Source organism: Streptomyces sp. NPDC033229 (genome assembly GCF_055576875.1).
Genome location: NZ_JBVIQR010000077.1, coordinates 1 through 13,419 on the forward strand (window position 1 = coordinate 1; position 13,419 = coordinate 13,419).

At 70.7% G+C, this 13,419-nt stretch carries 16 protein-coding genes and 2 pseudogenes; 4 read left to right on the forward strand and 14 right to left on the reverse strand.

What is annotated here, in order from left to right:
- Together ACZ53N_RS34000 and ACZ53N_RS34005 are read left to right on the forward strand one after the other, a co-directional pair.
- Positions 1–288: SPDY domain-containing protein (locus ACZ53N_RS34000; RefSeq protein WP_469144662.1), on the forward strand; the 288-nt coding region annotated here is incomplete at its 5' end.
- 467 nt (positions 289–755) lie between these two features.
- The gene (locus ACZ53N_RS34005; protein ID WP_469144663.1) at positions 756–1,715 is read left to right on the forward strand and encodes a hypothetical protein; all 960 of its coding nucleotides are present in this window, start codon (positions 756–758) and stop codon (positions 1,713–1,715) included.
- A 206-nt stretch (positions 1,716–1,921) separates the two neighbouring features.
- Here ACZ53N_RS34005 and ACZ53N_RS34010 read toward each other — a convergent pair whose 3' ends face one another.
- Together ACZ53N_RS34010 and ACZ53N_RS34015 are read right to left on the reverse strand one after the other, a co-directional pair.
- Positions 1,922–2,341: a hypothetical protein gene (locus ACZ53N_RS34010; protein WP_469144664.1), complete on the reverse strand. Its 420-nt coding sequence runs from the start codon at positions 2,339–2,341 to the stop codon at positions 1,922–1,924.
- On the reverse strand, positions 2,338–3,060 hold the full coding sequence (locus ACZ53N_RS34015; RefSeq protein ID WP_469144665.1) for a hypothetical protein: 723 nt from the start codon (positions 3,058–3,060) through the stop codon (positions 2,338–2,340). Before ACZ53N_RS34015 ends, ACZ53N_RS34010 begins: the two co-directional genes overlap by 4 nt.
- Positions 3,061–3,197: 137 nt before the next feature.
- Here ACZ53N_RS34015 and ACZ53N_RS34020 point away from each other — a divergent pair, with 137 nt between their 5' ends.
- Both ACZ53N_RS34020 and ACZ53N_RS34025 read left to right on the forward strand, forming a co-directional pair.
- A complete protein-coding gene (locus ACZ53N_RS34020) occupies positions 3,198–3,503 on the forward strand; it encodes a hypothetical protein (RefSeq protein WP_469144666.1) in 306 nt (101 codons plus the stop codon).
- Between the two features lie 180 nt (positions 3,504–3,683).
- Positions 3,684–3,809, forward strand: a complete 126-nt coding sequence (locus tag ACZ53N_RS34025; RefSeq protein WP_469144677.1) for a hypothetical protein — start codon at positions 3,684–3,686, stop codon at positions 3,807–3,809.
- A gap of 222 nt (positions 3,810–4,031) precedes the next feature.
- Here the strand turns inward: ACZ53N_RS34025 and ACZ53N_RS34030 are convergent.
- From ACZ53N_RS34030 to ACZ53N_RS34085, 12 genes and pseudogenes are all read right to left on the reverse strand, one after another.
- Positions 4,032–4,319: pseudogene (locus tag ACZ53N_RS34030) on the reverse strand (integrase); the annotation flags it as partial.
- Between the two features lie 194 nt (positions 4,320–4,513).
- Positions 4,514–5,221, reverse strand: a complete 708-nt coding sequence (locus ACZ53N_RS34035) for a hypothetical protein (RefSeq protein ID WP_469144667.1) — start codon at positions 5,219–5,221, stop codon at positions 4,514–4,516.
- A 78-nt stretch (positions 5,222–5,299) separates the two neighbouring features.
- Entirely contained in the window at positions 5,300–5,749 is a 450-nt protein-coding gene (locus ACZ53N_RS34040; protein ID WP_469144668.1) for a hypothetical protein, read from the reverse strand.
- Positions 5,750–5,833: 84 nt separating this feature from the next.
- Positions 5,834–7,558, reverse strand: a complete 1,725-nt coding sequence (locus ACZ53N_RS34045; RefSeq protein WP_469144669.1) for a relaxase/mobilization nuclease domain-containing protein — start codon at positions 7,556–7,558, stop codon at positions 5,834–5,836.
- Positions 7,555–7,950, reverse strand: a complete 396-nt coding sequence (locus ACZ53N_RS34050) for a plasmid mobilization protein (RefSeq protein WP_469144670.1) — start codon at positions 7,948–7,950, stop codon at positions 7,555–7,557. Before ACZ53N_RS34050 ends, ACZ53N_RS34045 begins: the two co-directional genes overlap by 4 nt.
- 263 nt (positions 7,951–8,213) lie before the next feature.
- The gene (locus tag ACZ53N_RS34055; RefSeq protein WP_469144671.1) at positions 8,214–8,420 is read right to left on the reverse strand and encodes a hypothetical protein; all 207 of its coding nucleotides are present in this window, start codon (positions 8,418–8,420) and stop codon (positions 8,214–8,216) included.
- Between the two features lie 127 nt (positions 8,421–8,547).
- Entirely contained in the window at positions 8,548–8,739 is a 192-nt protein-coding gene (locus tag ACZ53N_RS34060; protein WP_469144672.1) for a hypothetical protein, read from the reverse strand.
- Positions 8,736–10,100, reverse strand: coding sequence for a DUF2637 domain-containing protein (locus tag ACZ53N_RS34065; RefSeq protein WP_469144673.1), 1,365 nt, complete (start codon positions 10,098–10,100; stop codon positions 8,736–8,738). The genes ACZ53N_RS34060 and ACZ53N_RS34065 overlap by 4 nt, the downstream gene beginning before the upstream one ends.
- On the reverse strand, positions 10,097–10,735 hold the full coding sequence (locus ACZ53N_RS34070) for a WhiB family transcriptional regulator (RefSeq protein ID WP_469144676.1): 639 nt from the start codon (positions 10,733–10,735) through the stop codon (positions 10,097–10,099). Before ACZ53N_RS34070 ends, ACZ53N_RS34065 begins: the two co-directional genes overlap by 4 nt.
- A gap of 124 nt (positions 10,736–10,859) precedes the next feature.
- Positions 10,860–11,618, reverse strand: coding sequence for an ATP-binding protein (locus ACZ53N_RS34075; protein WP_469144674.1), 759 nt, complete (start codon positions 11,616–11,618; stop codon positions 10,860–10,862).
- Positions 11,615–12,682 (reverse strand): hypothetical protein, encoded by a 1,068-nt coding sequence (locus tag ACZ53N_RS34080; RefSeq protein WP_469144675.1) that lies wholly within the window; start codon positions 12,680–12,682, stop codon positions 11,615–11,617. The genes ACZ53N_RS34075 and ACZ53N_RS34080 overlap by 4 nt, the downstream gene beginning before the upstream one ends.
- A 597-nt stretch (positions 12,683–13,279) precedes the next feature.
- Positions 13,280–13,419, reverse strand: a pseudogene (locus ACZ53N_RS34085) (IS5/IS1182 family transposase); the annotation flags it as partial.

Here is a 13,419-nt window from a genome sequence, read left to right on the forward strand (position 1 = left end):
CGGCCCACCACCACCGCCACGGACCCCGCCTTCACCTCCAGCGTCTCCCTCGAGCCGCTGCCCGACCTCGTCCACGACGCCGACCCCCGCCCAGATCTCGCCGGCTGGCAGGCATGGGCAGAACCGGTGCTGGGGGAAAGCTACCTGTGGTGCGCCACCTTCAGCGCCAGCGTCCCGCACGACCTGGTCGCCGCCTTCGCCTCCTCACTCGCCTCACCGGTACCTGTAGTGCGCCGATCGCTGCCCGAGAGCGCGGAGGGCCGGCTCATCGTCATCCCGGCCGGCTGACCCCGGTGATCACACCAGGGCTGTACCTCTCAGTCCTCATGCCGCCGTCGCTCCCGCGACGGCGGCTTTCCGCTGTAATGGCCCTTCTCTGTCAAGTTCTGCGTGTCGTGGATACCTACTCGGCCAGGGGCCGTAGCCGAAGTGTTTGCGAGACCGCGCCGCCACATTCGAACAGCTCCACGACGACGATCCGAGAAGGGCGGCTCAAACTTGACCAGCACCCAAAACGCGCTGCCTCGCGATCAAATCCAGCTGGCAGAGGACAAGGAGTTCATGGACGAACGCAGTCGCGAGCGCGATGGGTTATCGCCCAGAGGAGAATTACGGGATTCCTGTAGCGTGCTCGGGTGATCGTCGACGTAAGGCCGAACGTCGCATGACTTAGGTAGGTTTGAGTGGTATCCGGAGCATCTAGTGGCATAGCGTCCCGCCAGCCGTTTCGGCCGAAGTGGCGCCGGACCGGCCCCATGCAAGTCGACTTCCCGCCGGTCCGCAACGGCATCGACTACCTCGTCAGCGTCGTGGAGCATCTGGACGCCGACACTCACACCGGGCCGCGCGAAATCAAGTACGCCGTCCTGCACCTCCAGGCTGCAGCCGAGGTCCTGCTGAAGTCGCGCCTGCTGCGGGAACACTGGAGCTTGGTGTTCAGCGACCCTGCCAGAGCCACCTCAGAGAAGTTCAACGCCTCCGACTTCAACAGCTGCGGAACAGACGCCGCTGTTGAACGTCTGAAGAACATCTGCGGCCTCGACATCAGCAAGAAGGACGCCACGGCTCTCAAGGACCTCGGCAAGGACCGGAACGCTCTACAGCACTACGGGCTGACCCACAGTGCGGAGGCCGTGGAGTCACGAGCCGGTGCAGTGCTCGACTTCCTGCTCCGCTTCCTCGACGCCGAACTACTCCCACTGCTCGACGCGCCGGAGCGCGAGAGCATCGAAGAAGACATGTTGCGAGTGCGCAGTGGCCTGAACACCATCGAGGCGTTCGTCAACGAACGCATGAACCGACTGCGGGGCAACGAACTCAAGGGCACGACCGACTCGGTCCTGCCTTGCTCCGTGTGCGGGCAGTGGGCTCTCGCCGTCATCCCGAACGGTGCCCATTGCCACTTCTGCGTCACCACGATGAGCGCCGAGGACTTGGCCTTGGCCTTCCAGGAGTTCGAGCCTGGCCATCCGGCCAACGAATGCCCCCAGTGCCACGCATCGACACTGGCCTGCTTCGCATTCATGGACGGCCCTGGCGAGGAGATGCACTACTGCTTTACCTGCCAAGCCCGCTACAACCTGGACGAGTTGGCAAACTGTGTGGGGTGTGGATGCCCCTGGCCCCATGAGGGTGACGACGACGGGACTGCGCAGACCCTATGCGGCGACTGTCGGCGCCGCATCGAGGACGAGGAATTGGCCAGCCGATGGTAACCCCCGTATCGGTTGCGGCGTACGCGCTCACGTTGGCGGTGGACAGCAACGAGCGGTCCGCCCACTACGTTCTCGCCATGACCACATCGGATCTGCGTAACGAATCGTCGCTCCACACACGCCACCTGTAGAAGCACCTGGCTGGTCGCCCTGATGATCTGAGCGCTCCGCAGCGTCTCGGGTCCTGGCCAGCCGAATGTCTGGACTCAGTGAGCAGGGGGCCGGGGCTGGCTCGGAAGAACACGGAGATTGTTCGGTTGCTGGGTCAGCTGGAGCCGGAGCTGACGGTTCTCCATCACGACCTGATGCCGTGCACCGACCAGTGCCTCGTTGTCCGCCTTGAGGCGTTCGATCTCCTTCAGTGCCTCGGCCCGGAGTTCCTTGGCCTTGACCAGCTGCCGACGGAGCCTCTTCTCGCTGTCGGGCATCGCGCCGCGGGCCCGGACCTTCTCGTAGAACTCGTTCTTGAGGTCGAGATGCCGCTGGGTGAGCGCGTTGCGGGGGACCTCGGCCTCGGTCGCCAGAGCGACGACAGTCAGGGCCCCGTTCGACCGCTGCGGGGTTCCGCCGAGGATGCGGTCCATGGCCGCGCGGATGCGGTCACGTTCGTCGGGTGCGGGACTCATGAGGGTGCCTCCGAGAGCGCGATCCGTTCGCGGTAGTGCTTCTCCGCGAGGCCTCGCAGCCTTGCGGCGTGGTTCCGGAGCCGTTCAGCCAAGGGCTCGGGGACGAGTTCAGCGGCGGCCTGTCTGTCGAGCACGGCGGCCTTGAGCGCGAGTTGGGCAGCGTGCTGGTCAGTGCGGGCGATGTTCGCGCAGGTCGACACGCAGCGATCGAGGCTGGGGGTCTCCTGGCTCGACCGAAGTCGGCAAAGGGCCTTGTCGGGGTTATAGACGCAGGCCAGGAAGGCACTCGGGTTGTCGTGAACGGCCAGGGTCGGGTTCGTCGGGAGCTTGCGGGCCTGCCTGGCGGTGAAGACGATGCCCTCGAAGGCCGGGGCCTGGCCGGCGGCGAGGATGGCCCGCCGTGCGGCCGGTCCGGAGATCCCGCCCCCGGCGGCCCGGTCCGCGGCGAGGGTCGCAAGGGTGCCGGCGGTTGCTCTTGTGGTCTCGATGTCGAGCAGGTCGTGGATGCCGTCTCGGCTGCGGGAGGCATAGCAGGCGCTGACCGCGGTTCGCATGTGGCCGTACTGAATCGCCAGGGCGATCAGCCCTCCCGGGCGGCGGGCGATATGCCAGGCCAGGGTGCGGCGGAACCGGCTCGTGCCGATCGCGCCGTGAGGGTCCGGCGGGATCACCTCGTGCGGCCGGGCCAGGCGGCGGGCCAGCTGAGAAGCCCAGTCCACGAAGTGCTCCACTCGCTCGCGCAGGGTCTCCGTAGAGAAGCCGGAAATCCCGCCTCTCCTCCGGTATCAGCCCCATCCCCAGGTCAACGACGTGGTGCAGGACGACCAGCATGTAGAGGGCGAAGGAGTGCCTGGCCATGTGCGGGGTGCAAAACGGCGGCTCGGCGACGACGCCGTTCAGCACCTCACCGCATCGCAGCGACGCGGTGCGAAAGACGTTCTCCCACGACGCCGGGCGGAACGGCAGACCGGACTCGTTCAGCCACAACCACAACGGTTCCGGCCCCGCCGGACCCTCGATGAACAGCGTCATCCGCTCGGCCACGTCCGCCTCGGACAGCGGCGTCCGCCCCTCGACTCCGTCCTGGTCGCGCCAGTGCAGCACCTTCTTGCGCAGGCCCGCGACCTTCGTGACCAGCCGCATCCGGGGCAGACGCTTATAGCGCCCCTTGGCCTGGTCCCGGCGGATCACGTCCGCCCGTGACGATTCCATGTAGCCCTCGACGCCGCCGACCACCGGCGCCGAGGCGTAGAAGGTGCGGGCCCGCCTCGACTTCGTCACTGCCGGCGCCAGGCGACCCGGGTAGTAGCGGGCACCGCCCAGTCGTGTGTGCGGCATCTCGATGGTCAGCAGCGATGCCGACTCGGTCAGCCGCACCCCCGACGACAACAGCAGGTCCGCGAAGGCCGCGTTGCGGTCCTCCAGCCGCCCCGCCCAGTCCACCGCCGGCATCCCCTGGGCCGTGTAGCCGCGCAGACCGACGTTCACCCAAAGGCGGAACGTCCGCGGTGTTAGCCAGTGGACATCGCTGGCCTTGGCGTCCTTCGCCCGCGCCTGCGGCACCCGGATCACCTCGCCGGTGCGGCCAGATGAAGTCACGCATCAGCACCGGATTCCGTACGACGTACTCGCGCCGCTCGGCCCACTCGTAGAGGCGTGTGAGCGCGGCCAGCCCGCGGTTCCAGCGGGACCCGCCGACCCTCCCCGGGTTCGCGCTGGCCCGGGTCCGCCAGTACTCGAAGTCCGCGAGGTCGTCGTCCGTGGCCTGGTTCCAGGTCTTGCCCCGGCCCCATAGGAAGTCGAAGAACAGGCAGTAGTCGTCCGTGTAGTTGCGCTTGGTCTCCGGTGCCAGCCTCGCGAACCCCGACCGGCACAGGTACAGGCTTAGCAGCTCGTCGATCCGGTAGTCCGGGGACAACATGATCGGGTCCCCCGGGTGGATTCCCAGCCGGTCCTCGCGGTCCGACAGGTCCTCCATCCCCACGAGTACGGACACCCGCTCCGCGGGTACCGAACGGCGCTCAGGTACCCACTAGACCCGCCAACTCACCTTGTTCCACCCGTCAGTTGTGCCGCATCAACACGCTAATTCAATGGGGAACACGTCGCAGACGGATGGTGCCCCTGCCCGGTAGTGGCAGCGGGCAGGGGCATCATCCGTATACGCGGACATCAGCGGCTGGTCTGGGCCTTCTTGAGCGCCTTGTCCAGGTGCGTGTCGACCAGGCCGGGGGATCCGGAGACCACCACGACGGTCGTGCCGCTACGGACAGCCGTCTGCTTCACCACGGTGGCGCGGCCGTCGACCGTGAAGGTGAGCATTTGGCTCCACTGCTCGTCGCCGCGCTTCGGGGCCGGCGTCCTCTGCGTGCGCATGGTGATGGGCGTGCTGCCCACCACGACCTGGTACGCGGGGCAAGAGGCCATGGCGTCGAAGATCTGCCACGTCTTCTGCGACGCCTGAGCCTCGGTGTCGCTGTAGAGCTCCTCGGAGAGTTCCGAGTCGCTGCTGCCGGTGTAGGTGAAGGACGCCTTCGCCTGGTTGGGGAAGTCGACGAAGCCGCCGGCCGCCGCATCGCCGCCCAACTTTTCCAGGTCCGGGCAGCCGGTGACGGTGACGTCGGCGCGGTCGGAGGTGTCCTCCGCCTTGCGGGAGTAGCCGGGGCCGAGCTCGGTCTCGTCGAGCAGACGCTCGCGCAGGGTTGCGGAGGTCGGCGGCGGGGCCGCGGCCGGCTTGGCGTCCACGCCGTTGCGCGGTCGCGCGACAGACGAGGACGACGATCCCGCGGAGCCGGCGGGCTGGCCGCCGGAGCAGCCCGGCAGATTCACGAAGGTGAGGGCGGTCAGGCCGAGGACGGTGGCGGTGGTGCGAAGGCGCATGTAAGGGCCCCCGGGGGTGGTGCGGAAGGGCTGACTGGGGCCGGACCGTCGTAGGCCGGCGAACGGAAGGGGCGGGGGTCAGTGGCCGAGGTGCTTCAGGCCGTCTTCGAGGGTGGGGTGCCACCGGTCCATCGGGCCGGAATGGCGGTTGTACCAGGCCGCGTCGAGCCGGGGCTCGAGCGTCTCGTGGCCGGCACGGCAGCGCAGCCACACCTCGTCGCGGACGCTCAGCAGCACCCAGTCCCGGTACGCGCCGCACTGCGGGCAGGCGCGGACTTCGCCGTCGATGACGAGCGGCTTGTCGTAGGGCGTCATCATCCCGGCTATCTCGTCCCGGGAGGGCACGCGCAGGTCCGGCGGCAGGAAGTCGTCGACCTCCGCGGTCGGAGCGTTGACCGGGCCGGGCGCCGTTGCCGACGCCGGCGCGGGGGCCTTGAGGAAGGGTGACTCCGGGTGCGCCTGGAGCCATTCCGCCGTCTCCTCCTGGATTTCGCGTAGTTCCTGTATGGCGCGCTTGCGGCCGAACATTCCTATCTCCCTCACGTCGTCCTCGTGGGCCGCACAGAGCGTGCCCGACCTCTCTGACCTGCTGCAACTCACGGATGCCATAACTCACCTGCGCCCGCGGCGCCGGTCGGTACGGGCCCCGGAGGTACGAGCGACGCGCGGCGCCGACCGTACCGGGGCGGCCTGGTCGGCCAGGGGCGTCGCGGAGGCGTCGGCGGGCAGGTCGGCCATGCGGCGCAGTCGCCACATCAGGACGTCGCTGATGGATTCCGCGGTGTTCAGCTCCCGGCGGGCGGCGGCTTCGGCGAGCAGGGCGGTGGGGTCGTGGCCGGCGGCTTCGGCATCGGCCAGGGTGGAGGCCAGGGCGTACCAGCCCGGCTCGGCGAGGACCTGCTCGGCAAGGTCGGGCAGGGCCGTTCGCACCGTGGCTGCGTGCCGCCGCTGCAGGGGCTGGGAGAGCTGGCGGCCCCGCTGGTGGAGAACGGCCATCGGTTGCCCGGCTGCTGCCCGGTAGGCGGCGCGCAGGTGTTCGGCGGCCTGGCGGGCGGCGGTGGCCTGCTGGGCGTGCTCCTTCTTGCCATGCCAGTGCGCGGCGGCTACGACGAGGAAGAAGGCCATGTCGATCAGCATCGCGGTGGTGGCCCCGTCCTCCCCGCGGCCGAGTGCCGGCCCGCTGTAGACCAGGTCGCGGGCGGCCTGCCGCAAGGCCCGGTCGTGGCCGCGCTCGGCCCGGACGTGCGAGCGGGAGGCGCGTTCGAAGGCGAACGCGGCCTCGCGTAGCTGCTTGCGGGTGTGGGCGGCGGAGGTCTTGGCGAGTGCGTCCAGAACCTCGCCGGCCGCCGCGATCTGCGCGGTGACCACGGTGTCGTCACCGTGATCGATGATCAGCACCGCCTGCCACGCGGCTGTGGCGGCACGACGCCGTGCGTCGGCAGGGCCGGCCGCGCCCGTACGGGGTTCCCGGCCCGGCGCGGCACCGGCGGTCCGGTCGGGGTCGGCGGACCAGCGTTCGCGGATGCGGGGGAGGGAGAGGTCGGGGGCGAGCTTGGTTCCCGAGTAGAAGACGGGTTCGCCGTCCTTGTTGCGGTCATCGGGCAGCGCGACGGTGTAGCCGAGGACATCGCCGGAGGGGGCGATGCGCCGCCGGACCAGCAGGCCGGCGGCGCCCAGCCGGTCGAAGAACTCCTTCTCACCCCTGGCGCCGGCCACGGCTCGGCGGACGGCCTCTCGCAGTTCCTCGCGCGGGGTGCGCTCGCGCTGCTGGCGCTCGGCCTTGTGGCGTTCGGCGCTGGTGGGCCGCTGGGCGGCTGTCCCGTCCCCGGTGTTGAGCTGCTTGAGCCCGTACTTGGCCTCGATGAGTCGGGCTTCGGCCTGGGCGCGGCCCGCGTCGTTGTGCAGGCGGGGCCGTCGGCCGTCCTCGCGGACGAGCGTGGCGATGATGTGGATGTGATCGTCGGCGTGGCGGACCGCCGCCCACCGGCACCCGGCGTCGTCGCCGTCGGGGGCGATGCCGGTGGCCGCGACCATGCGCCGGGCGATCTCGCCCCACTGCTCGTCGGACAGCACCGGGTCCTCCGGTGCGGCGCGGACCGACAGGTGCCACACGTGCTTGGCCGGCCGCCGGCTCTTGGCCAGGGCGTCGACCGGCTGGTCGAGGAGCCGCTGCAGGTCGGCGTAGGTGGCCTGCGGGTCGCGGCCGGGGTCGGGGGCGAGGCTGTCCCAGGCCGCCACGAGGTGCGGGTCGATGTGTTCCTCGTGGCTGCCGGGCCCGTACAGGTAGTGGAGCAGGCCGAGGGTGCGGGTGCCGCGCTTGTGGACTCTGGGGATCATGCGGCGTGGCTCTGGTCGTCCAGGTAGTGCTGGGTGAAGGTCTCGACTCGTTTGGCGGCGCGGTGGACGGCGTCGAGGACCGCTCGGGTGTGCGGGACGTCGGCGCCGGCGTTGGTGGCCTTGGCGACCTGGTTGAGGTTGTTGCCGATCTGGCCGAGGTGCCGGCGCAGGGCGAACAGCTCGCTGATCACTTCGCGTTCGGTGGCGATCTCGGCGGCGGTGCGGTCGAGGTCGCGGGCGGCTTTGAGCGCGGCGTGGGCGAGGAAGCTCGCCACGCTCATGCGGCAGGCGGACGCGGCACGCAGCAGGAGCTGGTACTCGTCGTCGTTCATGCGGCAACTGGGCTGCCGCATGCGCTTGTTCTCGTCGCGCAGGCGCTCACGCTGACGCACGGGCGGCTGCGGGGGCGCTGCGTGCGTGCAGCGCGCGGTGTGACAGGTGTGCTGCTGTTCCCCTTGCGGATGCGGTCCGTCCTCGGCCGCATCCCGGTGGACCGGCGCCCCCCGGTGCCGGTCCGCCCCCGCCGCTCCCGGGGCGGGGGACGCAAGAGCATTGCTCCCGGCGGGAGCAATGCTCTTGCGATAACTTGCTCGCTCTGAGGTCGAGTTGGGCTTCGACGCACCCGGCGTGGGTGTGGCGGGCGTCTTCGGGTTCGTCATCGGATACGGGTCCTGGCCGTGCGGATGCGGTGCTGGATGCCGGCGGCGAGGATGACCATCGCGGCCGGCCCGTCGAGGACCCGGACCGGCGCGTCGGCCGTCTCCTGGACGAGCCACTGGCCGTTGGGCGTCCGGACGGCGGCGCGCAGGAAGTGGTAACGGACCAGGACGTCCGCCCAGGCGCCGGCCTCGGCGTCGCTCACCGCGGCTCCTCGTGGGTGTCGAGGGTGGATGGCGGGCCCCTTTCATCGGGGGCGGTGGCCCGGGGGCATTCCGGGCCACCGCGTCGAGCGGTTCAGGAAGGGTTGGTTGACCTGCGTCTTCGCAGGCTCAGCCGCATTGCAGGCAGCGGTCGACGTGCCGGTTCAGGGCCTTGGCCATGCTCCGCTTCACCGTGAACGCGTTCTTCGCGCTCGTCTTGGCCGGCGCGGTCCCCGGGTTCCGCTCGGCGTAACTGCGCAGGTAGCGGATGTCCTGTTCATAACCGGCCTTGATCCGGGTGAAGCGCTCACAGGTCTTCATCGGGCACTGCTCCTCGTCGTGGTGGTGGTGCCGGCCACCTCGCCGCGCAGGCGCTGCAGGATGGGCGTGAGCCGGTCGTTGCGGATGGCGATGTCTTGGGCGCGCATGATCTGCCGCAGCTGGACGCGGGTGACCTCGCTGTTGCCGTCCCGTTTCAGGGTGGCGGGAATGTGGGGACGCAGGCGCTGGACGATTTCGTCCTCCGTCAGCTGTGGCGACCGCTTGCCTGCGCTGCTGCGGGACCGGTCCCCGGTCCCCGCCGAGGTCTCGCCGGTGCCCTTCGTCTCCGATGCCTTGTCGGGGACCGCGCCGATCCGGTCCCCGTCCGGGCTCGCGGGGGCCGGTCGGGGACCGTCCCCCGCGAGCCCGGTACGGACGGGCGGGGCAGAGCCGACGGTGGTCTTCCCGAGGTCGGGGACCGCGCCGCCCACGTCCCCGAGGGGCTCGTGGGGAGCGTCGGCCTTGGTCCCCGGTTCTCCGGTGGGCTCGACACCGCGGGCGGAGTCCGTCGCGGTCCGGTCCCCGACGGCGGTGGCCGATACGCCGTCGTCCCCGTCCCCTGCGGAGACCGCGGTGCCGTCCCAGGCCACGCCCGGGAGGGCGCCGCCCCTCGGCCCCCGGTCGCTGTCGGCCGGATGCTGACGCGGGGCCGCCCCGTCCCCGTCAGCGGGGTGCGTCTCGGGGACGGCGGGACGGTCCCGGCCCTCGGTCGCGCTCGGGACGGCGGTCCCGGAGCGCGGTCCCGTAGACGTTCCGGCAGGACGGTCCCCCACTGCGCACCGGTCGGTGCGGGGACCGGTGACCGAGTCGGGGACCAAGTGGAGGCGGTGGGGACGGTGGTCCCCGTCGGCGGCCTGCTCGGGGGCGGGGACCGGCCGCTCTTCGGTCCCGTCCGCTGCCGCGTCCCCGGCCGGGGCGGGCCGGGGGTGGTGGCGGGTGATGAGGATGTACAGGTGGACCGCGCCGGCCAGGGCGAGCGGGGCGAGGGTCGAGAGGATGGCCACCACGGTGTCGCCCAGGCGCAAACCGTCGTGCTCGGTCTGCTGGTTGAGGCGGACGGCGTGCAGGGCGTTGGCCCAGATGCTCGCGGCGGTGGCGGTGCCGAAGAGCGTCCACACGTAGGCGCGGGCGTGCCAGGGCGCGGTGCGGGTGAGGATCAGGGCGCGGACGCCGTAGGCGATGAAGCCGTCGATCACGAGCGGGAAGAGGTAGGTCAGGAATCCGCGGACGTGGATGGCGACGGCCATCTGCTGCAGGGCGTCGTAGCTCAGGGCGCAGCCGGCCGAGCCGAGGGCGACGATGGCCAGGCGGTCCCAGGCGCCGACGGGCGCGACCGGCGGGGGAGTGCTGGGGTGGGTCATGCGGCCTTTCCGAGGGCGGCGATCAGGGCACGGGTGTGCACCTGGCGGGTGACGGGCGAGGAGACGGGCTCCTCCTCGTCGTCGCGGTCGCTCTGGTCGGGGGCGGTGGTTTCCTCGGCCTGGCTGCCGTAGAGGTCCCAGTACCGGTCGCGGTCGGCGACGGCGTGGGCGGCCTCGCGCATCAGGTCGCGGGCGTAGTCCAGGTCGAGTCGGAGCGTGTGGGCCAGGCGTTCGGGGCTCCAGCCGCGGACATAGGCGTGGCGGGTGACGGTGTCGCGTTCGGCGTCGCTGAGGTGGACGTCGCGGCCGGCGAAGGCGGCGCGGACGCGGGCGTAGTCCAGCCGCTTGTTGACCTTGGCGTGCCAGGGCCGGCGCTCGGTCTCGGTCAGGCCGCCCCAGATCCCGTCCTTGATCGCGTTGTCCAGGGCGTGGTTGAAGCAGTCGCGCTTGACCGGGCACCGGCCGCAGATCGACTTGGCCTCGGCGATGGCCTGGTGATCACGCGGCTTGGGGAAGAACATCTCATCGGCGTCTTCGGGCGTCATGCCGTGGCACAGGCCGCGCACGTGCCAGCTGTGGTCGGCGATGCCGCGCAGCGGCGTGGGCGCGGCGTCGTCGGTGGTGATGTAGCGCAAGGTGGTCTCCGGGGTACGCCTCACGGCTGGCGGGCGGGTGGTGATCGCGCGCGGCCGGGGCGGTGAGGCGGGGCAGGGGGCGCGTGGCGAGTTGGGGGCCGTCCGCGCCGGGGGGCAGGTGGGGTCAGGCGCGCTGGAAGCGGAGGTCCGGGCCGGTGAACTCGACTGGCACGCACATGCCGGAGAGGCGGCTCAGGACGCGGTCGCCGATCTTGTCGCGCAGCACCGGCTGGCGGGGGTCCATCGCCTGGGTGCGGACCGGGGGCAGGTTGCTGGTGATGATCGTCGGCAGGTGGTTCTGGGCCCGCCAGTTCAGCAGCCGGAAGTTGATTTCCTCGGTCCACTCTGAGCCCTTCGCGGCACCGAGGTCGTCCAGGAACAGCAGCGGCACGCGGACGATCCGGCGCAGCAGGTACTCGGGGTCCACCCCTGCGCGGGGCCGCATCTCGGCGTACAGGTCGGCAGCCGTGGTCGCGTGCCACCGCACGCCACACCCGGCGGCGGTCAGCGCCCGGATGGCACCGAACGCCTCGTGTGTCTTGCCCACGCCGGTGGCGCCCCACAGCAGCAGCGACCGCCCGTGGGCGACCTGCCGTCGGCCCGTGCTGCCGAAGTGCGGGTGCAGATCGCCGGCGTGCGGTGCGACGGCGCTCTCGGTGATGGCGCGCACCCACCGGATCACGTCGGGGTGGGCGGGCGTCGCCTCCCGGTAGGCGACGGGGATGCGGGCTTGCGCCGCTTCCAGGGCGGGGATCGGCTCGGGGGAGTCTGGCACCGGCGCGGCGGAGGGCTCTATGCCGCGTTCGGCGAGCTTCGCTTCCAGCCGGGCACGGAGCCGGTCGGAGACGGCCGGTTGTGGTTCGGCGAGTCGGGAGCGGGTCACAGGCGGCCTCCGAACGTCGTCGGCTCGGGCTGGGTCGGGTTGAGGTACGGGGTGTAGGCCGAGCGGTTGCTGGCCCAGGGCCCCGCGCCGGAGGCGGACGGCGACGAGGAGCCGGCAGGCGGGGCGGCGTTGACGACCTCGTTCACCAGGCTCGGCAGGAGGCTGGCGTGCAGGCCCTTGGCCCGCAGGCGGTCCATGGCCGTGCGGATGTCCTCCGGTGCGAAGCGCTCGTCCAGGAGGACGTTGATCTTGCGGCCCAGCAGGCCGAGGAAGTCCTCCGGCGGCCGTCGGCTGCAGCCTCGGACGTACTCGGCCACCAGGTCCTTGGCGGAGACCGATGCGGCGGAGGCGGCGGGCGCGGGCGCCTCGCGCCCCGTAAGGAATGATCCAGGATCCATGATCCTAGATCCAGACCCGGAGCCCTCCGGGAAGTCTCCGGGAGTATTCCGGGAGCCCCTCCGAAGGGCCGTTTGACCTGCGGCTTCATGCGCGTCGGTGGCTTTGGCGTCAGCGAGGTCGGCTGCCGTCGACGGAACCTCGGAGGGCGAGTCCGCCGACTGCGCAGCCGGAGATGGTGTCGGCCGGAGTGGCTGGCGGAGGCCTCCGAGAGCAGTTCGGGAGGACTCTCGGAGGACTCCGGGCACGGTCGCGGGCGCAGCGGCGGGCTTGCTGGAACCGCGGCAGTCCGCCGTCTGGCACCGGCCGCACTTGTGGCTGTTCGGGTGACGAGGGCAGCTCGGCACCCGCGAGGCGGTCGCCTTGCTGATCTTCTGATGCTGCTCCCAGGTCACGATGTGCAGCCAGGCCCGCCCGTCGCAGCCGGTGTATCGGCAGATCAGGCCGGCGGCGGCCAGCTCCTCGAGATCCCGGGCGACATGCGTGGCCGTGTGCTCCGGGCGCAGCGCCCAGAGCCGACCGGCGATGACCGCGGCGTTGTCCCGGAACCGTCCCGCGTCGTCGGCCTGCGTCAGCAGACCGAAGAAGGTCCGCTCCGCGGTGACACCGACCGAGGCCAGGTCCTCCGACTCGAAGGCTTCCGGCTTGATCGTGCGAATCCGCGCCATCAGGCCCCACCCCCTGCCAAGCCGTCCTGGGAGTCGGCGGGAGGCCGGCCTCCCGCCGACTCGGGGGAGGGGAAGCTGGCTGCCGCGCGGGCCGAGTTGTCCGGCCTTTTGCGCAGAGCAGTCGGCATGCGACACTCTCTTTCGAAGTGAGCCGCGCCGGTACGCCCCGTGGAAAGGGCCGGTGCGGTGAAGGTGGGTAAATCTCCGGCCCTTGCAGAGGCAGGAGTTCCATTCAGCGTTCGGCGTCCGGAGTTGCAGCTCTCGGACGCCGTCGCTGTTTTCGGGGGGCTAGCCCGTTCGGCTAGACCGTGTGCCTTGCATATCGCTCCATTCGACGTTGCCGCCGGGCAAGGTGCCCGGCGGGCGGACGACGAACATATGCGGGGTCTGCCTCAAGATCCAGACTTAGCTAAGAAACCCTCCACAACTCGCGTGGCGGTCGGTGCCGCCCGCATCCAGGGAGCGGGGCGGACACTCTGAGCGAGGGCAGCAGGAAGATCGTCCCGAGCGTCTCGAAGGTGATCTTCACTGCTGGCCCCTATCTGGAGTCGCGACGCCAAGCCGAACCCGGCTGGTCAGAAGGATTTAGACCGTGTCCTATGTGGTGAGGCGGACGAGTCGCTTGTAGCAGCAGATCGCTGCTGCGAGGCCGAGAAAAGCCAGGTAGTTGCGGGGGTCGCGCTCGTAGCGGGGCAATAGGCGGCGGTAGCCGGTCAGCCACGACATCGTCCGCTCGA

Coding starts and splice junctions, on each gene's coding strand:
- ACZ53N_RS34010 (WP_469144664.1), bottom strand. CDS start 2,341: ATGAGTCCCGCACCCGACGAACGTGACCGCATCCGCGCGGCCATGGAC.
- ACZ53N_RS34025 (WP_469144677.1), top strand. CDS start 3,684: ATGGTCAGCAGCGATGCCGACTCGGTCAGCCGCACCCCCGACGACAAC.
- ACZ53N_RS34080 (WP_469144675.1), bottom strand. CDS start 12,682: ATGGCGCGGATTCGCACGATCAAGCCGGAAGCCTTCGAGTCGGAGGAC.
- ACZ53N_RS34040 (WP_469144668.1), bottom strand. CDS start 5,749: ATGTTCGGCCGCAAGCGCGCCATACAGGAACTACGCGAAATCCAGGAG.
- ACZ53N_RS34045 (WP_469144669.1), bottom strand. CDS start 7,558: ATGATCCCCAGAGTCCACAAGCGCGGCACCCGCACCCTCGGCCTGCTC.
- ACZ53N_RS34035 (WP_469144667.1), bottom strand. CDS start 5,221: ATGCGCCTTCGCACCACCGCCACCGTCCTCGGCCTGACCGCCCTCACC.
- ACZ53N_RS34060 (WP_469144672.1), bottom strand. CDS start 8,739: ATGAAGACCTGTGAGCGCTTCACCCGGATCAAGGCCGGTTATGAACAG.
- ACZ53N_RS34020 (WP_469144666.1), top strand. CDS start 3,198: ATGTGCGGGGTGCAAAACGGCGGCTCGGCGACGACGCCGTTCAGCACC.
- ACZ53N_RS34005 (WP_469144663.1), top strand. CDS start 756: ATGCAAGTCGACTTCCCGCCGGTCCGCAACGGCATCGACTACCTCGTC.
- ACZ53N_RS34065 (WP_469144673.1), bottom strand. CDS start 10,100: ATGACCCACCCCAGCACTCCCCCGCCGGTCGCGCCCGTCGGCGCCTGG.